This is a genomic window from Paenibacillus sp. Root444D2 (assembly GCF_001426375.1).
Classification (GTDB): Bacteria; Bacillota; Bacilli; order Paenibacillales; family NBRC-103111; genus Paenibacillus_E.
Genome location: NZ_LMEO01000027.1, coordinates 31,442 through 52,652 on the forward strand (window position 1 = coordinate 31,442; position 21,211 = coordinate 52,652).

General features: G+C 46.0%; 24 protein-coding genes. 20 read left to right on the forward strand and 4 right to left on the reverse strand.

The genetic code is table 11. From position 1 onward, the window contains the following. Positions 1–2 precede the first annotated feature (2 nt). The gene (locus ASD40_RS17070) at positions 3–698 is read left to right on the forward strand and encodes a response regulator transcription factor (RefSeq protein WP_057304403.1); all 696 of its coding nucleotides are present in this window, start codon (positions 3–5) and stop codon (positions 696–698) included. Between the two features lie 69 nt (positions 699–767). Here the strand turns inward: ASD40_RS17070 and ASD40_RS17075 are convergent, their stop codons facing one another. Both ASD40_RS17075 and ASD40_RS17080 read right to left on the reverse strand, forming a co-directional pair. Then, positions 768–1,040 carry a hypothetical protein gene (locus ASD40_RS17075; RefSeq protein ID WP_057304404.1) on the reverse strand — a complete coding sequence of 91 codons (273 nt, stop codon included), beginning with the start codon at positions 1,038–1,040 and terminating at the stop codon, positions 768–770. A 33-nt stretch (positions 1,041–1,073) separates the two neighbouring features. Beyond that, positions 1,074–1,262 (reverse strand): YjzC family protein, encoded by a 189-nt coding sequence (locus tag ASD40_RS17080; RefSeq protein ID WP_057304405.1) that lies wholly within the window; start codon positions 1,260–1,262, stop codon positions 1,074–1,076. A 241-nt stretch (positions 1,263–1,503) separates the two neighbouring features. On the opposite strand from ASD40_RS17080, the gene rpsF reads away from it, so the two are divergent. The 11 genes from rpsF to ASD40_RS17140 all read left to right on the forward strand — a co-directional run bounded on the left by rpsF (position 1,504) and on the right by ASD40_RS17140 (position 11,030). Next, positions 1,504–1,791 (forward strand): 30S ribosomal protein S6, encoded by a 288-nt coding sequence (gene rpsF, locus ASD40_RS17090; RefSeq protein WP_028557223.1) that lies wholly within the window; start codon positions 1,504–1,506, stop codon positions 1,789–1,791. 34 nt (positions 1,792–1,825) lie between these two features. After that, positions 1,826–2,311, forward strand: coding sequence for a single-stranded DNA-binding protein (gene ssb, locus ASD40_RS17095; RefSeq protein WP_029196140.1), 486 nt, complete (start codon positions 1,826–1,828; stop codon positions 2,309–2,311). Positions 2,312–2,334: 23 nt separating this feature from the next. Continuing rightward, on the forward strand, positions 2,335–2,622 hold the full coding sequence (rpsR, locus tag ASD40_RS17100) for a 30S ribosomal protein S18 (RefSeq protein WP_029196139.1): 288 nt from the start codon (positions 2,335–2,337) through the stop codon (positions 2,620–2,622). Between the two features lie 81 nt (positions 2,623–2,703). Then, positions 2,704–3,042 (forward strand): cupin domain-containing protein, encoded by a 339-nt coding sequence (locus tag ASD40_RS17105; RefSeq protein WP_057304407.1) that lies wholly within the window; start codon positions 2,704–2,706, stop codon positions 3,040–3,042. 73 nt (positions 3,043–3,115) lie between these two features. Beyond that, on the forward strand, positions 3,116–3,427 hold the full coding sequence (locus ASD40_RS17110; RefSeq protein WP_029196137.1) for a MazG-like family protein: 312 nt from the start codon (positions 3,116–3,118) through the stop codon (positions 3,425–3,427). Between the two features lie 6 nt (positions 3,428–3,433). Then, positions 3,434–4,348 carry a DUF2232 domain-containing protein gene (locus ASD40_RS17115; RefSeq protein WP_063860153.1) on the forward strand — a complete coding sequence of 305 codons (915 nt, stop codon included), beginning with the start codon at positions 3,434–3,436 and terminating at the stop codon, positions 4,346–4,348. An 18-nt stretch (positions 4,349–4,366) separates the two neighbouring features. Continuing rightward, a complete protein-coding gene (locus tag ASD40_RS17120) occupies positions 4,367–6,337 on the forward strand; it encodes a DHH family phosphoesterase (RefSeq protein WP_057304408.1) in 1,971 nt (656 codons plus the stop codon). Continuing rightward, on the forward strand, positions 6,334–6,783 hold the full coding sequence (gene rplI, locus ASD40_RS17125) for a 50S ribosomal protein L9 (protein WP_056838752.1): 450 nt from the start codon (positions 6,334–6,336) through the stop codon (positions 6,781–6,783). Before ASD40_RS17120 ends, rplI begins: the two co-directional genes overlap by 4 nt. 330 nt (positions 6,784–7,113) lie before the next feature. Continuing rightward, positions 7,114–8,478, forward strand: coding sequence for a replicative DNA helicase (dnaB, locus tag ASD40_RS17130; RefSeq protein ID WP_029196133.1), 1,365 nt, complete (start codon positions 7,114–7,116; stop codon positions 8,476–8,478). 430 nt (positions 8,479–8,908) lie between these two features. Then, positions 8,909–10,195 carry an adenylosuccinate synthase gene (locus ASD40_RS17135; protein WP_057304409.1) on the forward strand — a complete coding sequence of 429 codons (1,287 nt, stop codon included), beginning with the start codon at positions 8,909–8,911 and terminating at the stop codon, positions 10,193–10,195. 172 nt (positions 10,196–10,367) lie between these two features. Beyond that, the gene (locus tag ASD40_RS17140; protein WP_057304410.1) at positions 10,368–11,030 is read left to right on the forward strand and encodes a hypothetical protein; all 663 of its coding nucleotides are present in this window, start codon (positions 10,368–10,370) and stop codon (positions 11,028–11,030) included. A gap of 19 nt (positions 11,031–11,049) precedes the next feature. Here ASD40_RS17140 and ASD40_RS17145 read toward each other — a convergent pair whose 3' ends face one another. Then, entirely contained in the window at positions 11,050–11,310 is a 261-nt protein-coding gene (locus ASD40_RS17145) for a hypothetical protein (protein ID WP_057304411.1), read from the reverse strand. 272 nt (positions 11,311–11,582) lie between these two features. Between ASD40_RS17145 and ASD40_RS17150 the strand changes: the two genes are divergently transcribed. The 6 genes from ASD40_RS17150 to ASD40_RS17175 all read left to right on the forward strand — a co-directional run bounded on the left by ASD40_RS17150 (position 11,583) and on the right by ASD40_RS17175 (position 18,907). After that, positions 11,583–13,127 carry a M23 family metallopeptidase gene (locus ASD40_RS17150; protein WP_057304412.1) on the forward strand — a complete coding sequence of 515 codons (1,545 nt, stop codon included), beginning with the start codon at positions 11,583–11,585 and terminating at the stop codon, positions 13,125–13,127. Positions 13,128–13,338: 211 nt separating this feature from the next. After that, positions 13,339–14,058: a response regulator YycF gene (gene yycF, locus ASD40_RS17155; RefSeq protein WP_156390050.1), complete on the forward strand. Its 720-nt coding sequence runs from the start codon at positions 13,339–13,341 to the stop codon at positions 14,056–14,058. A gap of 2 nt (positions 14,059–14,060) precedes the next feature. After that, positions 14,061–15,893, forward strand: a complete 1,833-nt coding sequence (gene walK, locus ASD40_RS17160; RefSeq protein ID WP_057304414.1) for a cell wall metabolism sensor histidine kinase WalK — start codon at positions 14,061–14,063, stop codon at positions 15,891–15,893. Beyond that, positions 15,890–17,179: a YycH family regulatory protein gene (locus ASD40_RS17165; protein WP_057304415.1), complete on the forward strand. Its 1,290-nt coding sequence runs from the start codon at positions 15,890–15,892 to the stop codon at positions 17,177–17,179. Before walK ends, ASD40_RS17165 begins: the two co-directional genes overlap by 4 nt. Before the next feature lie 35 nt (positions 17,180–17,214). Next, complete coding sequence (yycI, locus tag ASD40_RS17170; RefSeq protein ID WP_063870798.1) at positions 17,215–18,042, forward strand: two-component system regulatory protein YycI; 828 nt, start codon at positions 17,215–17,217, stop codon at positions 18,040–18,042. A gap of 64 nt (positions 18,043–18,106) precedes the next feature. Next, positions 18,107–18,907: an MBL fold metallo-hydrolase gene (locus ASD40_RS17175; RefSeq protein WP_057304416.1), complete on the forward strand. Its 801-nt coding sequence runs from the start codon at positions 18,107–18,109 to the stop codon at positions 18,905–18,907. On the opposite strand, the gene ASD40_RS17180 is transcribed toward ASD40_RS17175, so the two are convergent. After that, on the reverse strand, positions 18,876–19,085 hold the full coding sequence (locus ASD40_RS17180) for a hypothetical protein (RefSeq protein ID WP_029196124.1): 210 nt from the start codon (positions 19,083–19,085) through the stop codon (positions 18,876–18,878). The genes ASD40_RS17175 and ASD40_RS17180 overlap by 32 nt on opposite strands. 267 nt (positions 19,086–19,352) lie before the next feature. On the opposite strand from ASD40_RS17180, the gene ASD40_RS17185 reads away from it, so the two are divergent. Further along, entirely contained in the window at positions 19,353–20,576 is a 1,224-nt protein-coding gene (locus ASD40_RS17185) for a S1C family serine protease (protein WP_057304417.1), read from the forward strand. A gap of 206 nt (positions 20,577–20,782) precedes the next feature. Next, a complete protein-coding gene (locus ASD40_RS36125) occupies positions 20,783–20,950 on the forward strand; it encodes a CxxH/CxxC protein (RefSeq protein WP_063860151.1) in 168 nt (55 codons plus the stop codon). The last annotated feature ends 261 nt before the right edge of the window (positions 20,951–21,211 follow it).

Here is a 21,211-nt window from a genome sequence, read left to right on the forward strand (position 1 = left end):
TGATGAAAAAAATTCTGATTGTTGAGGACGACCAAAGTATTGCCAATTTGCAAAAGGATTACCTTGAATTGAGCGGTTATTCGGTTAAGACGGTGAACAACGGATCAGCGGGTTTGAGAGCTCTAAAAGAGGAAGAATATGAGCTCATTATATTAGATATCATGCTGCCGGATATGGACGGGTTTGAAGTTTTGAGAACAGTTCGCGAGCAGGATGATATTCCAGTTCTTCTGGTATCAGCAAGAGCAGAGGAAATCTATAAAATTAATGGTTTAGGCCTCGGCGCGGACGATTATATTACAAAGCCGTTCAGCTCGGGTGAGCTGGTAGCCCGGGTTGGTGCCCATCTGAAAAAATTTGAGCGGATGAAAGAGCGGTTTGGAAAGGGGAATGAAGGAAGCACGATCCAGATTAGGGGCCTTGAGATTCAAAAGGATGCCAGGAGAGTTTTTGTGAACGGGAATGAAGTCATTTTGGCGCAAAAGGAATTTGACCTGCTTTTATTTCTTTTGCAGCATGCCAATCGGGTGTTTGGCAAAGAAGAACTTTTTGAGAGAATCTGGGGGATGGATGCGATGAGCGACACCTCTACCGTAACGGTTCATATTGCCAGAATCAGAGAGAAAATTGAGGAAATCCCATCTAAACCCCAGTATATAGGAACAGTTTGGGGATCAGGGTATAGGTTTATGGTTTGATCATTCAATTGAAAAGAGCTGGCCCTTAAGTAGGTAAACTACATTAGAGCCAGCTTTTCATTCCAACCGCTATTTGTTCCTATGCCGCCCCGTGTAGCTGACAGAGAAACGGTCAATAATATACCCAACCAGGGCCCATGAGGCAATCGTTAACACATAAATGACGAGCATTCGAAACATGGAAATTTCATAGATGTTCGTAAATGTTGATGCAAACCATGCTGGTACACTGAGCGCGTAGAACAGCATATAAAAGGCATCGTGATCATGAAATAAATAATGAACCAAGCACAAGGCAGCACCTAGGAAGGTAAACAGCCAAGTAAACGTGGTAGTCCTCATAGCTCATTCTCCTAGTCATGTTGAACTTCGATCTTACTGCCGTAAATGTTTCCGATGCCATTTCCGATTGTGGTTGCTCGTTTCTGGGAAGGTATCACCCTTTTTCAGTGTAACGATTTTGGGGTTGTTAATCCCCATGTGAAAAGCATTTTCGCCAACTTCGATATACTGACCGTCGTTAGGAACATGATCGCCAGCATTGAATTGTGTCCATTCACCCATGATGATCACCTCTTCTTAAGAATAACAATCATGTTTAGATTACCCCTTTGGAGGGGAAGCATGTATGAATCCCATTACCAGCTTCCTCCTTCGCAGTTTATTAGAGAAAAACTTGTAATCTGTCGCTCGATTTGCTATAGTATTCAGGTGCGAGTTTTGAATAAGAATCCTCGCTCCTTGCTCCTTCGCTTGTCTGACAAGCTTAAAGAGGAGCCGCTTAGTCCAAAAGGAGGTGAAATACATGCGCAAATATGAACTGATGTACATCATTCGTACAGACGTTGAACAAGAAGTTGTTCAATCTACGGTAGAAAAGTTCCAAGGCATCATCACGAACGGTGGGGGAGAAATCTCCAAACATGACCTGATGGGCAAACGCCGTCTTGCGTATGAGATCAAGAAGTTCCGTGACGGGCACTATGTGCTGGTACACTTCAACGCAGAACCTGCTGTTGTAACTGAACTTGATCGCGTACTTAAGATTTCGGACGAAGTTATTCGTCACTTAATCGTAAACGACGTAGCTTAATTCATGCCAGTATTTTCGTCAGGAGGGTTGTTCCATGTTGAACCGTGTTATTCTTATCGGTCGATTGACCAAAGATCCAGAACTTCGTTATACACCAGCTGGCGTAGCTGTTACCCAATTTACACTTGCAGTAGACCGCCCTTTCACGAACTCACAGTCGAAAGAACGGGAAGCGGACTTTATCAATATCGTCACGTGGAGGCAGCTTGCTGAAACTTGCGCGAACTATTTGCGTAAAGGTCGTTTAACAGCAGTGGAAGGACGTATTCAGGTACGGAATTACGACAACAATGAGGGCAAGCGTGTTTATGTGACCGAAGTTATTGCCGATAATGTACGTTTCCTTGAATCCAGCAACAGCGGCGGTAATCGCGAAGAAGGCGGATCATCTAACGCAAACGCAAGCTACGGCGGCGGAAGCGGCAGTGGCAATCGTGGCGGTGGATCGCGCGAGCAGCAGGATCCTTTCATTGATGACGGAAAACCGATCGATATTTCCGATGATGACTTGCCATTCTAAAGTAGAAAGGACTGAACAAACTAATGGCTTTCCAAAAAAGAGATAATAACAGTGAAGATCGCGGCGACCGCAAATTTGCTCCTCGTGGTAAAGGCGGTAAAGGTAAACGTCGTAAGGTTTGTTACTTCACAGTAAACAAAATCAAGCACATTGATTATAAAGATATTGAAACTCTTAAAAAGTTCATCAGTGAGCGCGGGAAGATTCTTCCTAGACGTGTAACTGGTACTTCCGCTAAGTACCAACGTGCATTGACGATCGCTATCAAGCGCTCCCGTACAATCGCATTGTTGCCTTACACAACGGAATAGGGTTAAACCAAGAAGGCAGCTGTATCTAACGGCTGTCTTTTTTGTATGCCAAGAAGCAAACGACGGGGGGAGGAACCAATCGTGAAAATCCACAAAGAGCAGGCGGATCACTACATATGGGGCGATGCTTGCGACGGCTGGTACCTAGAGCGGAATGCGGATAGGACCATTATTCAAGAGCGTATGCCGGCGGGCGCGAGTGAAGTTAAGCATGTGCATCAAAAAGCGAAGCAGTTTTTCTTCATTTTAAGTGGAGAAGCTAAGATGTGGATTGATGGTACGGACATCATCCTGAAGCCGCAGGAAGGTTGCACAATCTTGCCCGGTATTCCGCACCAAATTCGTAATGAGTCCTTGGATGATGTCGAATTTCTAGTCATATCAACACCTTGGGCGCAGGGGGATCGAACAGCTCTTTAGAGGCTTTCTTTTCTTGTGCCTATTTGTGGTATAATTGACACAATAGTCATTGCTGAATGAGGAGAGATGACGGTTGCTGAATAGGGAAAAGGATGTTGACCTAGCCAGACGGGCCAAAGTCATTGAATGGCTCAAGACAGAAGTCGTAGATCATGTGGCTCATCTGCTCAAAGGTATATGGGAAGGCAGCCATGTGAAAATTGTAGATGGATTAGCCAGCTTAATTTCGAGCGGTTACATCTTAGGCAGAAGACTAGGCATTTCCTTTCACAGTTTAGACGAAGCTATTGTAGAGAAAATGAAGAAGCACCGCCAAGAGGGCCATCAACTTGAGGACTGGTACGGCGACATTTCATCGCTAGAAGAACATTTACGTAAGAGGTGAGCCCGGTTGGGGAAACGAAGTTGGCAAAGCATCATATGGAGCGCAGTGACGATCGTCTCATTGCTATCTCTAATGACGCCTTTTATTATTTTCACATTTAGTTTTCTCATGATTCCAGTTCTAATGTTATATGTAAAATCAAGCACAAGGCGTTTCGTCATTAGCTATGTGCTCAGCTTGCTCGTTGTTTATATTCTTACCCAATGGCAGGGAATATTCCTTATGTCGGTATCCCTGTTCTTCTTACCGCCTGTTCTGGTCATGGGTAACTTGTATAAACGTAAAGCAGCGGCAAGATCCGTGTTGACGGCAGGAATTATCACGATTCTGGCAGAGTCTCTGGTGAGTTTGGTTATCGGGTATGCGTTCGGATTTGATCCAGTTTCCAGGTTCAAGCAATTCATGATGGAAAGTATAGCGGCCATGCCTCCAGGGATCCGCGATATTTTGCCAAAAGATCAGGATTGGTATGTCAATTTCATTGTGCAAGTGATTCCTTTATATTTAATTTTTGTTGCCCTATTCTACACGTTTGTCTCCCACGGCATTAGCCGCTGGCTGCTCAACAAAACAGGAGAAGGGATTCCAGGACTGCGCCCGATGAGGGAGTGGATGCTGCAAAAATCGCTTGTCTGGATCTATTTAGTTGTATTTGTTTTAGATTTATTTATTAATCCGGCTTCCATTTCGCTGATTTCTACGCTACTAATGAATGCGATGCCGCTGCTTATGCTAGCCTTTGCTATTCAGGCGATTTGTTTTCTATTCTTTGTTGCCCATGTGAACAAGTGGAAGCCAATATTACCTATCGTGGCGATTGTATTACTTTGCTTCATGCCTCCTTTATTTATCGTATACAGCTTATTAGGGGTATTTGATGTTGCGTTTCCAATCCGAGAACGGTTCAAGAAAAATATATAGGATTAGGAGCTAGTTCGAATGCCGAAGTTCCTTTTAAAGCGGTGGCACGGTCAACATATCGTGTGGATTTTCGTCCTACTTATCATTCTGACAGCCATTATTTATATGTTCAAATGGTGGCTGGGCCTCACAGCCTTTCTGATCTGCGGTGTATTGGCATACTTTACGCTGCAAGCGGAGACTGCTTTTCGTAGAGAGTTAAATACGTACGTTGGTACGATTACACATCGGGTGAAAAAAGCGGGCAATGAAGTGATGAGCGGCCTTCCCATCGGAATTATTTTATATAATGAAGAGAAGCGCATCGAGTGGCACAACCCTTTTGTGGCAAAAATGCTTGAGAAGGATTCGGTCATTGGCGAGTCGCTATTTGAATTCTTCCCTGATTTGAAAAACAAAAAGGACAAAAGCGACAAAAGTGACAAGCTGGAGCTGTCGATTGGGAAGTTTATCTATCAAGTATGGATTAAGCCTGAGGAGCGGCTGCTTTATTTCCGTGAAATAACGGAGCAAGCGATTTTGGCGAAGAAGTACGAAGATGAGAAAACAGCGATCGGCATCGTAATGATGGATAATCTGGAGGAATCGACACAAGGTCTCGATGATCAGACCCGCAGTATTATGCTGGCTAAGGTGACTGGTGAGATTACCGAATGGGCTCAGAAATACCAGCTCTATTTGCGCCGGACGTCGTCGGATCGATTCCTTATTCTGATGGATCAGAAGGCTTTGCGCCAACTGGAACAAACGCGTTTTGAAATCCTGGACGAAGTGCGGGATTTGACGATTGAAAATAAGCTTCCATTGACGCTTAGTATTGGGATCGCTTCAGGAGCTGAGCAGCTCATGGAACTTGGCCAAATGGCACAGATGGGACTAGACATGTCACTCGGCCGCGGCGGCGATCAGGTCACGGTCAAAGTCGGGCAGCGACTTTCCTTCTATGGCGGAAGAACGAATGCGGTTGAGAAGCGTACGCGGGTTCGGGCTAGAGTCATTTCTCACGCCTTGCGTGATCTAATGAAGGATAGTGATAAAGTGATCATCATGGGTCATCGGTTTCCTGATATGGACTCCGTTGGCGCAGCAATTGGTGTCTTGAAGGCTGTACAGGTTGTCGGCAAGGAAGGCTATATTGTACTGGAGGGCATTAATCCCTCGATTCAGAAGGTCATGGAGACGATTGCTGCCGATGAGCGGCTGCATCGTTGGTTCATTACGCCGGAACAGGCGATGCAGATTACGACACAGCGCTCGCTGGCGGTTGTTTTGGACACACATAAGGCGTCCATGGTAGCTGAGCCTAAACTGCTGCAGCAGACGCACAGGGTCGTGGTTGTCGATCACCATCGCCGTAGTGAGGAGTTCATCCATGATGCAACACTCGTCTATATGGAGCCGTATGCGTCCTCAACGTGTGAGCTTGTGACGGAGCTGCTTCAATATATCAATGAAAAGCTAACCATGGAAGTGTTGGAGGCAACGATGCTGCTGGCTGGGATCGTTGTTGATACGAAGAGTTTCAGTCTCCGTACAGGGGCAAGAACCTTCGAAGCAGCATCCTATTTGCGCCGAAATGGTGCTGATTCCGCCTTAATTCAGCGATTGCTGAAGGAAGATCTCGATTCATATATCGAGAGAGCGGAAGTCATTAAACATACAGAAACGATATACGAGCATGTTGCATTGGCAGTTGCTGAGCCAAATCGCAAATATTCTCAGTTGATGATTGCGCAAGTAGCTGATACATTGTTGAATATGACGAATATTATGGCATCCTTTGTCATCGCCGAACGACCGGACGGATTGATCGGGATTAGCGCAAGATCGCTAGGACAGATGAACGTTCAGATCGTGATGGAGCGTCTGGGCGGAGGCGGGCATTTAACGAATGCAGCTACGCAGATAGATGGCACCTTAGAGGAAGCAACGAACCGATTGAAGAAAGTATTAGAGGAAATGCAGGAAGAGGAGGGACTTTTCGAATGAAAGTCATTTTACTTAAAGACGTAAAAGGCCAAGGTAAGAAGGGCGAAGTGAAAGAAGTATCTGAGGGCTACGCACAGAATTTCCTAATCGCGCAGGGACTTGCGGCTCCAGCTACACAAGGAACCGTTAAGGTGCTTGATAATCAGAAAAAAGCCGAGCAGCGCCGCAAGGATCAAGAGAAAGCCGATGCTCAGGCACTCGGTGAGAAGCTTGGTGAAATGACGGTTCAAATCAAGGCGAAAGCCGGTGAAGGCGGACGTCTATTCGGAGCTATTCCTAGTAAGCAAATCGCAGAGATTCTCGAGAAGCAGTATAAAATCGTAATCGATAAGCGCAAAATCGTGCTAGAAGATCCAATTCGTACGCTTGGTGTGACGAAGGTTGCTGTGAAACTGCATAGTGAAGTAACGGCGAGCTTGAACGTACACGTGACGGAAGAGAAGTAAGAGTTAGAGGAATCAGAACGTAGGTAACGTGTTCTGGAGCAAGAGAAAACAGCGTTATTGAGAAAGAACATGGATGAAGGTAAGAGTCCCTTGGAGGGGCTCTTATCTATTGTGAGGTAATACCGCGGTTGTAGAGTCTACGAGATAATTTTCGTAGTTTGCTTCGGGTACTTTATTTGTGTCTGTAAAGCTATTTAAGAGTTTAGAGAGTTTAATAGAGCAAAAATAAAAGTTAAACACGGATGATAGAATGCGATTGAAGAGTTTCTCATCCATTTGTGATGCAAGAATAGTAAACTAACTAACGAAAAGAAAGGCGGGTACAGCAGCATGAGCGGAGATAATATGTTTATGGATCGTGTACCCCCACAAAATATAGAAGCCGAGCAAGCCGTACTCGGTGCTATTTTGATTCACGGCGAAGCCTTGATTACCGCCATGGAGCGGATATCAAGCGACGACTTCTATCGTGGTACACATCAACGCATCTTCGAGGCGATCGTAGAACTCGCAGAAGAGCAGGAGCCTGTCGACCTGATCACGCTTACGTCGCGGCTACAGAACAAGCAGCAGCTTGAAGAAATCGGCGGCGTGACGTATCTTTCTGAGTTGGCTAATGCGGTGCCAACAGCAGCAAACATTGACTACTACGCGGCTATCGTCGAGGAGAAGTCGATGTTGCGCCGCCTTATTCGCACGGCGACCCAGATCGTCTCCAATGGCTATGCCAATGAGGACGATGTTGGGTCGATGCTCAGCGAAGCGGAGGCGAAGATCCTTGAGATCTCGCAGCGCCGCAGTTCCAGCGGCTTCGTGGTTATTCGCGATGTGCTCATGGAAGTATTCGAGAAAGTGGAGCAGCTTTACTCGAATAAGGGAGGGTCAACGGGAATCCCTTCGGGCTTCATTGACCTCGACAAGATGACGTCCGGCTTCCAGCGCTCGGACCTTGTCATCTTGGCCGCCCGTCCTTCGGTCGGTAAGACCGCGTTCGCGCTGAACGTTGCGCAGAACGTGGGCGTGCGGGCCAAGGAAACCGTCGCCATCTTCTCCCTGGAGATGGGCGCGGCGCAGCTCGTACAGCGTATGATCTGCGCGGAAGCGAACGTCGACGCGAACCGCATGCGGACGGGTTATCTCGAGGGCGACGACTGGGAGAAGCTGACGATGGCGATTGGCGCCTTGTCCGAAGCGAACATCTACATCGATGATTCACCATCGATTACGGTTGCGGACATCCGCGCGAAGTGCCGTCGTCTGCAGCAGGAGAAGGGGCTCGGCATGATCCTCATCGACTACCTGCAGCTCATTGCCGGCCGCGGCAAAGGCGATAACCGTCAGCAGGAGGTCTCTGAGATCTCCCGTACGCTGAAGCAAATTGCGCGTGAGCTCAACGTTCCGGTCATCGCGCTCTCGCAGCTGAGCCGGGGTGTTGAGCAGCGGCAAGACAAGCGTCCGATGATGTCTGACCTTAGGGAATCGGGATCCATCGAGCAAGATGCCGACATCGTAGCGTTCCTTTACCGGGACGATTACTACGATAAGGAATCCGAGAAGAAGAACATTATCGAGATTATTATTGCTAAGCAGCGGAACGGTCCGGTAGGAACCGTAGAGCTGGCTTTCTTGAAGCAATTTAATAAGTTTGTGAACATGGATCGAAGTCACCAGGAAGCAGCAGCCGCGCAGTATTGACGGCTGTTTTTTTTATTTAACCTATTAGTTTGCGCAATATCCGAACGATTATACAGGCACCTGTGTAATTGTTCGTTTTTAATTGACTTTGCTCAGGGGGACTGCTACACTAGAGACGGTGAAAAAACCTTGGTCGAATGCCTGCTTATCATAAGGCAACTTCGAAATAAGGTCGTTTTTCATGCCGTAAGGTAGGTTCACTTCCTGCAGATGACTGCCGAAGAAACCTGGATGTTCCTTTGCGGTGAGTAAGCCCTCTGAACCGGTTCACTAAGTGTGCAACGGTGTAAGAGGTATTTGCATCGCCAGAGGGAAAGTACGATGGACGCTAGACGCTTTAGCGCTTTAATGAAGTCCAACTTCTCTCTGTGGTACTAAAGCCATAACGGCTCATTATGGGTGATTCGTCACCGTACGGAGGTAAGTGCATATGTCAACGGTTGTTGTTGTCGGTACGCAATGGGGAGATGAAGGGAAAGGGAAAATCACGGATTTCTTAGCGGAATCTGCTGAGGTCGTTGCTCGTTATCAAGGTGGTAACAATGCCGGCCATACGATCATTATTAGCGGGAAGAAATATAAGCTAACGATGATTCCTTCAGGTATTTTTTACAAAGATAAAGCTTGTGTAATCGGGAATGGCATGGTTATTAACCCGGCTGCGCTCATTGAAGAAATTAACTACATTCATGATAATGGTTTTACGACGACGAACCTCAATATCAGTGACCGCGCGCATGTCATTATGCCGTATCATTTGCTGATGGATGGTCTGGAAGAAGATCGCAAAGGTGATAGCAAAATTGGCACGACCCGCAAAGGGATCGGACCTTGTTATATGGATAAAGCAGCTCGTAACGGTATTCGTATTGCTGATCTAATGGACGCGGAAGAGTTTGAATTGAAGCTTAGACGCATCGTTGCAGAGAAAAATGTTGTGATTGAGCAAGTTTACGGTTCACAGGGTCTTGATATAGAGCCGATTCTCAAAGAATATCTCGAGTACGCTGAAGTCATTCGTCCATATGTAACGGATACGTCGGTTGTATTGAACCAATACATTGATCAAGGCCGCAGAGTGCTGTTCGAAGGAGCACAAGGTGTTATGTTGGATATCGACCAAGGCACATACCCGTATGTTACTTCTTCGAACCCAACTGCAGGCGGTGTATGTATCGGTTCCGGCGTAGGCCCAACGAAGATCCACAACATCATTGGTGTGGCGAAAGCTTACACGACTCGTGTTGGTGATGGTCCGTTCCCTACGGAGCTTGACAATGAAATCGGCGCTTGGATTCGTGAAAAAGGCTTTGAATACGGTACGGTAACGGGTCGTCCACGTCGTGTTGGTTGGTTCGACAGCGTTGTTGTTCGTCACGCAAGACGTGTTAGCGGAATCACGGGTCTTTCCCTAAATTCCATCGACGTTCTGACAGGACTTGAAACGGTGAAAATTTGCACAGGCTACATGTACCGCGGTGAGTTAATTGAGCATTACCCAGCTAGCCTGAAAGCTATCTCCGAGTGTGTAGCAGTATACGAGGAGCTTCCAGGTTGGACAGAAGACGTATCCGGCGCACGTACGCTGAGCGATCTGCCTGAGAATGCCAGACATTATGTGGAGCGTGTTTCCCAGCTGACAGGTATTCCAATCGCGATCTTCTCCGTAGGTCGTAATCGTGAACAAACAAACCTGGTTCGTCCAATCTACGCATAATCATAAAGAAATGAAGCGTAATGTTCGCTTCTTCCTGAATAACTTTAAGAAATCCTCTGGGCTGTTTTGCAGCTTAGAGGATTTCTTTTTTATCAAAAAGGGATTTAATGGAGATGATTTCGTCAATACTGGAAGGGAGGAACATGATTATGCGCCAGGAGTGATAGCGAGAATGAAATTAATAGCATGGTTAAGTAAGATCGTCATTGGAACAGTCCTAATTACATCGATAACGATGTTTACGACATGGTATGTTGTAAATATGTACGTGGAGGATATATTTCGACAATATCAGATCCCAGCTTTGGGTAAAAAGGTTCAATTTAACGAATTTGCTGCAAGATTGGCGGGGGAGCTGAATATAGTTATGCGTAGAGACGGGGGGAAGCAAGCTGCCCCAGCTGAAAGCCCTGCACCTACGAAGCCTGTTCCTAGTCTCAACCCGTCTGGAAGCTTATCTAGCCCAAGTCCAAACGATCAACTTCCCACAAATGGAGTTAGTTCAATGGACGGTGGAGATGCTTCCCAAGGAGCCAAGGATGATGCCATAGCCGTTATGGGAAGAGCGCGAAGTGAAGCGAACGAGCAGAAAAAGGAACTCGTCATGTCGACGGAGGATTTTGCCAAAAAGAAAGAAGCACTGTCTAGCGACGATAAGATGAAAATATTTTCTCTAGTTGTTGCCAAGCTGCCGCAAAGTGACGTGCAGAATCTATCCGTTTTGCTCGAAGATGGGATTACCGCAGAAGAGCTAAAGCAGGTCAATGACACGCTTAAAAAGTACTTAAGTGAGAAGGAATTGAAGCAGCTCACAGATATCCTAAGCAAGTATTAATCCATTCCATACTTGGATGTTAATGGAGCTGCCCGCCATATTTGATAATCGTATCCTCAGCTTGGCGATAGCGTGACTTCTCAACACTTACCATGAGTGCAAAGGAGGGCTCAGCTGCAAAGCTGTCTACGGATTGAATGAAGCTGTCAGCTTGTTGATCAGAACTAGGTACTACGCCATTATCGAATTTGATATCTAGTACACCCTGTAGTTTAAGTACTTCAGCCGCTTGCTCTAAATTATCCTTATTATGGAATGTAGCCGCCAAATTAACTTCCATCGTTGATGTCCCCTTTCAATTTTTCATGCTAATTCGTCAATCCTTGTAGCAGTGCGCATAATCTCTTGGATTTTCATACAAAAAATTGAATTTATAGTGCCTTCTTTTGGTGATGGACACGAATCTATCACATGGATTTCGAGTATTTTGTTGAAATAGGCAGAGAAAGTGTGTTAAATTTAACAAAAGGCTGACATCCTTTATGGATATTATGTCTAATCAAGGTTTATTTATGTATCTACGGATGCAAAACCGTTCAAAGGGAGAAGATCATGACAGGTTTCAGGGGAATGCGCTTTGTCATGGATCTCATCAAGAGATTCACGCCTAAGCGAGAAAGCTTGACCGGAAATGAATCAATATCAGACAAGCAGCTGGAAGTATCAACGACAACAACGACGCTAACGGTAATGAAACGACATAAATGGTCCCTTGCTCTGGGAGTTAGTGCAATTGCTCTAACTGGGATAATTACGTTTACTGGACATCAATATGTAGAAGCGGGCATGATGAATGTGTATCATGTGAAGCTGGATGGCCAAGAAATAGGTATTGTAAGTGACAATAAGATTATTGATGAATATAAGCAAAAAAAACCGCAAGAAGTTCAACAAAAATTCCCAGATGTGCATGTCGTGCTGAAAACTAACGGAGTTACCTATGAGTCTGAAAAGGCTTTCAACGTAAAATCTGATGATTCAGCTGTTTTGGCAACACTTGATAAGCTGCTTGTGCCGCAACCGGTCGGCATTGAATTGAAGGTAGATGGGAAAACCATCGCAATTGTAAAGGATCAGCAGACGGCTGATCGGATTCTTGAACAAGTAAGTGCCCCCTTCGCGCCTAAAGCCAAGGAAACCGCTAAGGTAGCTGCGCTATCAACAGAGTTGGGTGAGGATATCACAACAGCACCATCGGAACTCGAGAAAGTAGAGTTTATTCAGCAAGTCGATACTAAGGAAGTTCCTATCGAACCAGATGATTTGGCTAAACCGGAAGATGTCGTTAAGAAGCTCAAGACCGGTGATGTACAGCCTGCCAAGTATACGGTTGTCGAAGGAGATTGTGTCTCCTGTATCGCGAAGAAATTAGGGATTACGAAGCAATTCATTTATGATAATAACCCCGGCCTTCAAGATGATAAGCTGAAAATTGGCAACCAACTTGATGTGACGGTGCTCAAACCTACGCTCTCTGTTAAGACAACAGAACGGGTTGTACAGAATCAGGAGATTCAATACGACACTGAGTATGTGAAAGATGATTCACTTCGTGTAGGTGTAGTTCAACCGATAACGGCTGGAAAGAATGGGCTGAAGAAGGTTACGATTCAAGTGACGAAGGTCGACGGTTTAATGACCGAAGAGAAGCTTGTGAATGAAGAGATCATTGATAAACCTGTTATGGCTAAAGTGAAAAAAGGAACGAAAGTGGTTCAAGGTGAAGGCTCAGGGAAGTTCGCGTGGCCTGTCATTTCCCCAAGTATTTCAAGTACGTTCGGCGTGCGTTGGGGCAAGCTTCACAAAGGGATTGATATCACAGGCAACAAGAATATCATGACGGCTGATAACGGCAAAGTCACGGAAACCGGTTATAAATCCGATTACGGCAATTATATTATTATTAATCATTTGAACGGTTACGAGACGTTATATGGCCATTTGAGTAAAATTACTACCACCGAAGGTACAATCGTCGAAAAAGGCGATAAAATCGGTATTATGGGAAGTACAGGCGACTCCACGGGTGTTCACTTACATTTTGAGATTCATAAAAGTGGTAGTTTAGAAAATCCTTTAAAGTATTTAAACCGCTAATTATAGATAGAGGCAAGGTCAAACGGGACAACTCGGGGGGCCTTGTCTCTTTTTTCCACAATAGAAAGAATAAGTTTCGATTTGCCTAGAGTAGAGGGCTTCTTACTTGAATGTATGATAAAATAGAGGGTAGTATGCTGGAAATAGACTAACATTACATGCTCGTCCCAGTGGGACGAAGTCATTTATCCTTGAGTAGGCGGTGGTAGGTTTGTTTGGTAAAATTCTCGTGGTGGATGACGAACAACCGATTGCAGATATTTTGAAATTTAATTTGGAAAAAGAGGGCTATCAGGTCATCTGTGCGTATGACGGCGGAAGCGCTGTAGAGCTTGCTTTCTCTGAGCAGCCGGATCTAATATTGCTGGATCTCATGCTGCCTGTGAAGGATGGGATGGATGTGTGCCGAGAGGTTCGCTCGAAGCTGAATACTCCTATCATTATGCTCACAGCGAAAGATACAGAACTGGATAAAGTGCTTGGCCTAGAAATGGGCGCAGACGATTATGTGACCAAGCCGTTCGGCACTAGGGAGCTGCTTGCCAGGGTGAAGGCGCATCTGCGCAGACAGACGAAAGCGCAGTCGGCTCCAAGCGAGTCTGACATGCAGCGGAATGGGATGCGTATTCATGCCCTGTTTATCGATAACGACATGTACATGGTGTATAAAGATGGCACACCGCTCGATTTGACGCATCGGGAATTCGAGCTTATTCAGTATTTGGCCAAAAACTCAGGCAAAGTCATGACACGCGAGCACCTGCTGCAGGCGGTGTGGGGCTTTGAATATTTCGGCGACGTACGAACAGTCGATGTAACGATTCGGCGCTTACGCGAGAAGCTGGAGACGGACCCGAGCCGTCCGGAGTATATTATGACGCGCAGGGGCCTCGGCTACTTGATGCGCAGTCCTAAGGCCGGAGGCTTCTGAGCATGAAGGGCATCCGCTTCTTTCAATCAATTCAAGCGAAGCTGATTATTATTTATGTCTTACTCATTCTGATCGCGATGCAGCTCATTGGCGTATATTTCTATAAGACGGTAGAGACGTACTTCAAGAATGACTTTTTGGCTTCACGCAACAGTCAAGTGACGCTGCTGGCCGGCTTTGTGGGGTCATACCTCACAGGGGATCAGGACAGCAAGAACGCTGCAGAAGGCAAGAAGACGTATGCGGATTTGAACGAATTCGTCAGCAATTTATTTTCTATTAATAATGCGGAAATTCAAATTATAGATGCGAACGGTAACGTTATTAGCACATCGGTTCCTAATCATTTGAAACAGAAGAACACGCAGCCGGAAGTTATCAGGGCGCTTCAGGGGATTAAGGATAACCAACGGATCTTCACGGATGAGGATGGTTATCGGAAGGTCATTATCGCCAAGCCGGTAGGCAGCGGTGCCCGTGTCCTGGGTGCGGTATACATTATTGCTTCGATGGAAGATGTCTATAAAACGATTCGATCGATTAATCGCATCCTCATCTCGGGAACTTTGATCGCTCTAGGGCTAACCGCTATTCTTGGTGTTCTTCTTACAAGTACGATTACGAATCCGATCAAAGAGATTACGAAGCAGGCAACGGCTGTCGCAGAGGGTAACTTTGACCAACAGGTTATTATTCAAGGGACCGATGAGATTGGACAGCTAGGTCAAACATTTAATTTTATGATGAATAGGCTTAAAGAAGCGCTCTCGCTGAATGAAGAAGAGAAGGAGAAGCTCGCCTCGATCTTAACGAATATGAATGACGGGATCATTGCCACTGACGATAGAGGGCATGTCATCGTGCTTAACCGCAGGGCGAAGCAGATTCTACAGACGGAAGAGGAGACGACGCTCGGGCTGGACATATCCGAGGTGCTCGGTATTCCGATGGATACGATTCGCGGTTTCCTCCAAGGACAGGTTAGTACAACGCTGCTGGATATTCATCTCCCCGATGACGATGAGCAGCTGTCTGTACGTATTACGTTCACGCCCATTCATCGCCGAGGTGAAGGGCAGAACGGCATTATTGCGGTGCTGCAGGACGTAACGGATCAGGAGAAGCTGGAGCAGGCGAGGCGCGAGTTCGTAGCGAATGTGTCGCATGAGCTGCGCACGCCGCTGACGACGATCAAGAGCTATCTGGAAGCGCTCGATGATGGCGCGCTCGAGGAGCCGCAGCTGGCTTCACGCTTCATTAGCGTTACGCGCAGCGAGACAGAGCGGATGATCCGCTTAGTGACGGATCTCCTGCATTTATCGAGGCTTGATTCCAAGCAATCGATGATGAGTAAATCCTCGACGCTTGTGAGTGAGATGCTGGAGGAGGTAGCCGACCGCTTCTCTTTCCAGCTGCAGCAGCGGAAGATTCAAATTCTAATTCATGTGGAGCAGGGCGTGACCCGCTTACTGCTCGATCGGGATAAAATTGATCAAGTACTCGACAATCTCGTGTCGAATGCGATTAAGTATACGGGTGATGAAGGGGCCATTCGGCTGGAAGCGAGGAAGATCGAGAAGGATGTATTGGAAATTTCGGTTCAGGATAACGGAATTGGCATCCCGAAGAAAGATCTGTCCCGCATTTTTGACCGATTCTACCGTGTGGACAAGGCACGTTCCCGCAATATGGGCGGTACAGGGTTAGGTCTTTCAATTGCCCGGGAAATAGTAAAAGCACATGGCGGCTCGATCAGTTTGGAGTCGGAATTAGGACAAGGAACTCGTGTTGTATTCCTACTACCGATTCAGCAAGAGGAGGAAGATGAGCTATGATCGAGAGTCTGAAATCCATCCTTCTTGTCGTTCTGATTGGGACGAGCTTGTACCAAAGCTTCTATCTAGCTTCGTACACCCCGCCGAAAATCGAACCTATTCAACAAAGTAATTATGTTCAGACGGAAACATTAGGTAAGCAATTGGAGCTTCATGACATGCTGTTTCCTGATCAAATCATCGTTCACTTAGGCAATCAGCAGCACTCTGTTCTGTATCCTAACAATTACTACTACACAAGACTGCTCGATAATATTAAGCAGCGAAGCTTTAAAGGCTTTCGCAAAACGTCGATGTATTTGGTTAATGTGAACTGGGAAGAAGTTCGAACGAAACAGCAAGGGGTTGAGATTCGATTCCGAGACGGCATCCCTTTTACGATTCTTCAGCAGCTGCTTCGTATTGAAGGCGAAATGCCGGTTGATAATGATAAAATCACGCGGATTTGGATTTACTCCAAGGGCAATAACGAGGATGTTCGTGCCTTCTTCTTTACGGATTCCCCGGGTGTTGGATACGAAGTCATCGGGGCCGATTTTACAAGTAAAGATGTGGAAAATTTCGCGGCATTTGGTGATCCGACGAATCTTTACAAATCGACAAACAGCGGGGACTACTATCTCCCAATAAAGCCGCTTCGACTGCCGAACTATATATTTAATTATAGCTTGTTGACGGCAGACCAACTGAAACAAAGCCTGTTCGTTGATCCGGGTATTACCCGATATCTCAAAGAACGCGACGGTTCTGAAATTTATACGGACAGCAAGCGCGGTTTTCAGCTAAATCGAGATTTGCGGTGGGTCACGTATTCGGATCCTGTTGCACCCGTAGAAAGTAAAACTGAGGTATTAGATGACTTGCAGGCGGGTATCAAATTTATTAATCAGCATATCGGTTGGGATGGGAAATATATCGTTTCTCGCACGCCGCAGAAGCAGTTAATCGATAGCCACTCGTTCACTTTCCGACAGTACTATGAATCCTTGCCGATTATTACGCCGCAGGCTGAGGGTTACGGCTCCATGAAAATGCAAGTTCAGAAGGGGATTATATCCGGATTCGAGAGGTCGATGATTATTCCAGACCTGAAGACGGTGCAGCGGCGTGATTTCGAAATCATGTCTGGTGACGCTTTGGAAGAAAGGCTGCAATATTATCAGAAGCGATCCAGTATTGTTTCTATTTTCCCAGCGTATCGTCCGGTAATAACAGATAAGACACTTGTATTGACGGCAACATGGGCTATTGAGCTGCGAGATGGCACGTATGATTTTATGGAGTAAGCAGGTTCCATTTCTGAGGAAAGGTTGGTGAGATCATGAATTGGAGTCGGGCTAAAACGATTTTGATTTGTTCCTTTTTGATGTTGAATTTGATTCTTGGTTTCCAACTTTGGTCCACCAATCGTTCCAATCAGACAGAAATCGCTTTGGATACATCAGGTACCGTAGAGGAGCTAAATAACGCGCTCCGAAACAAAAATATAAGGCTAATGGATGAGTTGCCGACGGATCAACCGAAGATGAAAGTTATAACGGTGAAGTATGACGATAATATGAAGCCCAGTGAAATGAAGACGCTGAAAACGCCCATTAATATGAGTAATTTGCTTGGTAAAGGGGCTAGCAAAGAAGTTCAAGCTCAGTCGGAAATACCGAATTTTGGCTTATACCAATTAGATTCAGCAATTAGTCGAAAAGGCGTTTATGTGTTCACGCAGCTATATGGCAAGATTCCTCTCTTCGATGTAAGAGTGGAACTGAGTGAGAATAATGGAGAAATTACCAGTTACCGTCAAGTATACGTTGAAGTAGAATCAGGAGTAGAGCAAACAGAGCAGAAGCTGATCCCCGCTCAGTTAGCTGTTCGCAGCTTAGTGGACAATTATTTGAGTGATGGTGCCATTATTACGGAAGTCAGACTGGGGTATCACGGACAGCCGTATAATTCAGAAACGCAACCGATGTTTCCGCATTGGCGAATTAGGATCGATAACGGAGATATTTATTATGTGCAAGCTTTCAATGGAGCGGTTGAGTCTCCGCAGAAAGAGTCTGAATTGGCTCCATTTGGTACGCAAGCAGATGGTGCCAAAACAATGGAGGTCCCTGAAAATAACGGGGACAAGAGCAAGGATAAGAAGTAAGCAAGTGTGGTAGTCAATAATGGACGGCTAGATGGATGACATGTAGGCATAGAGGAGTAGGAAGATGGGTATGAGGTTTACGGTACTGTCGAGCGGTTCGACAGGCAATGCGACGGTGGTTGATAATGGCGAGATCAAGCTGCTGATTGATGTGGGTTTTAGCGCTAAGAAGATGGAGCTGTTAATGAAAGAACGCGAGCTCGAGGCGAGCAGTATTGATGCGATTCTGGTCACACATGAGCATTCGGATCATATTAAAGGGTTGGGAGCACTGGCTCGCAAATATGATTTGCCTATCTATGCGAATGAGAAGACTTGGGAAGAGCTGGATCGTCAAATCGGTGTGATCGCGGAAGGCAACAAGAGAGTCATGGAAACCGGGGGTATCGAGGAATTCGGTACGCTCCGTGTTGAATCATTCGGAATCTCGCATGATGCAGCGGAGCCGGTGGGGTACTGCTTTTATGAAGGAGAACAGAAGTTAAGCGTTGTAACGGACTTGGGATATATGAGTGAGAAGGTTAAAGAAAAGATTACGGATTCAGATAGCTTGGTACTGGAGACGAATCACGATGTGGACATGCTGCGCGTGGGGCACTATCCATGGAGTATTAAGCGTCGTATTCTTGGGGACAAGGGTCATTTATCCAATGAAGCCGCAGGGGAAGCGCTCTGTGACGTGTTAACGAGCAAGACGAAGTCTGTCTATATGGCGCATTTGAGCCGGGACCATAATTTAATGGATTTGGCCAGGCTAACGGTGAATAACATAGTACAAGAGCGTGCCCCTGAGGCTAAACAGCTGCGGCTGATGGATACATATTTTGACCGCTCTACGAAATGGGATGTATTGGATTCGGAGTAAGCGCGGCGTCGAGCTCCTTGGATTTGAGCTGGATTTCCTGCGCTGTGATGAGGCCCTTATCGATTAGAACTTGAATGAGAGATGAGAGGACGAGGGACTGGTGGTAGTGACTATCTTTGAGGTCAGCGAGCTTACCAATCATGTTAATTTCATCAAAATGGGAAGGAATACGGTTCATTCTGAGCATTCTCCTTTATTTGTATGATTTAAAATTTCAGTTAACTCTAGTATTTCGTTAAGAGATTTGGTTTACTATTATTGTAGGCAAGAAATGCAGGAAACATTCCTATTTTTTGAAAAATAACAATTTATGGCGAGATCGAAAAGGAATGCAGAGATAACAATAAACAATCCAAGGCAAGATCGAAAAACAACCAAAGAAAAATAAAACAATCCAAGGCGAAAGCGGCATGGCTTAACCCCCATCAGCGAGGAGGGACCCGATATGAGTTTGTTTGATGATGATTTTTATTCCACCAAAAGGTCCAAACTGCGCCAGGATACTTGGCGTCCCAAAGGGACAGGGGCATTCACAAGCTTCGCGGGTCGAAGACGGAATGTGGCCCTCATTGCTGGAGTTGGCGGAGCGTTAGCCATGCTTTTGCTGGTCGGAGTAGTAGGCGGCTTCGGGAAAAGTGAACCATCTGGGGCTGCGCTAGCGATACCGGCTTCTGCGGCAAAAGCCGAGGCGCATCCGATGAACAGCAACGATACAGTCGTAGCGGCAACGGAGAAAATAAAGCCTGCTGTGGTCAGCGTTATTTCCTCGAAGAAAGATGATAAAGGGCAAGAGACCGGGCTGGGGATCGGCTCGGGTGTAATTTTTGCAAGGAATGGTGATAAAGTTCGAATTGTGACGAATAGTCACGTTGTTGAGAACGGGAACCAGTTCGAAATGGTTAATTTCCAAGGGGAGCATCGCAAAGCAACACTAATCGGCCGTGATCGAATTACGGATCTGGCTGTACTGGAAGCAGATGGAAAAGACATCAAAGTGCTTGCAGAATTCGGTGACTCTGAAACGCTGCGAGCAGGAGAGATGGCGATAGCCGTTGGCAACCCGCTTGGACTCGGATTTTCACCAACCGTTACTCAAGGTATCATTTCTTCGCCAAAACGAACGATACCGGTTTCGCTGTCACGTGAAGGCACGGATTACGACTGGGAGATGGACGTTATTCAAACGGATGCGGCTATCAACCAAGGGAATAGTGGCGGACCGCTGGTGAATATTGAGGGCAGGGTAGTCGGAATCAATTCCATGAAGATATCGGATACGGGCGTGGAAGGATTAGGTTTTGCCATTCCTATTAATAGTGTGAAGCCGATTATTGAGAGCTTGATCAAGGATCATAAGGTGAAAAGACCGTTGATGGGTGTTTCGACGCAGGAACTGCAAGCTTTTAAAGGGACTGATGTATTAAAGCTGCCTGCAGATGTTAAGACTGGAGTTATCGTCTTCGATGTGTCAGGACCTGCCAAAGAAGCGGGCCTCAAAGCGCAGGATGTCATTGTTCAATTGGATGACCGCAAGATTGACAGTACAATCTCGCTGCGGAAATATTTGTACTATGAGAAGAAGATTGGCGATAAGGTCAACGTGGTGTATTACCGCGGCGGTAAGAAGTTGACGGCGGTGGTTACGTTGGTTGAAGCGATGGATAAGTGATAAAAGATGAGTAATGAATGATGAATGATAAGTTGATAAGTGATAAGTGATAAGTGATAAGTGATAGTGATAAGTGATAGTGATAAGTGATATGTGATAAGTGAAGAGTGATAGTGATAGTGATAAATGATGAATGATAAGTGATATTTGAAGAGATATAGGATATGCGTGGATAGAAAGAAACATTGCGGATGAGAGGTACTTGCATGCATGTAGTTTGTAAAGATCATGTGGAAATCGCGATTGATGAGTTTGTCGATGAGTATGAGGAGGCTCCAGACATTGTGGATCTGCAGAAGACCCACTTCGCTAGCTGGGAGCCACCGACGCACTGCGAGCATTGCAAGGAGTTAGCGCGATTTCTAGTTGTATGAGGGAGGCGGAGGCCTTCCTTTTTTGTTTGGGTTGGGAGGAAAGTAGAAATACCTTAACTGGATGAATTTGATTGGATGATATCCAATGATGTCTCACGACATCGGTGGTTGGGGTTAGTTCCATTGGATTTATACAGTGGAATGGGTGGAAAATAGCACAGAATGAACTTCTGTCAAGAAAGTAGACACAACTTTATGAAGCCTGAAGTTGCTTGTAGTAGTTTTTTTCGAACCAATACGGGGACTTATTGCCTAATGTAG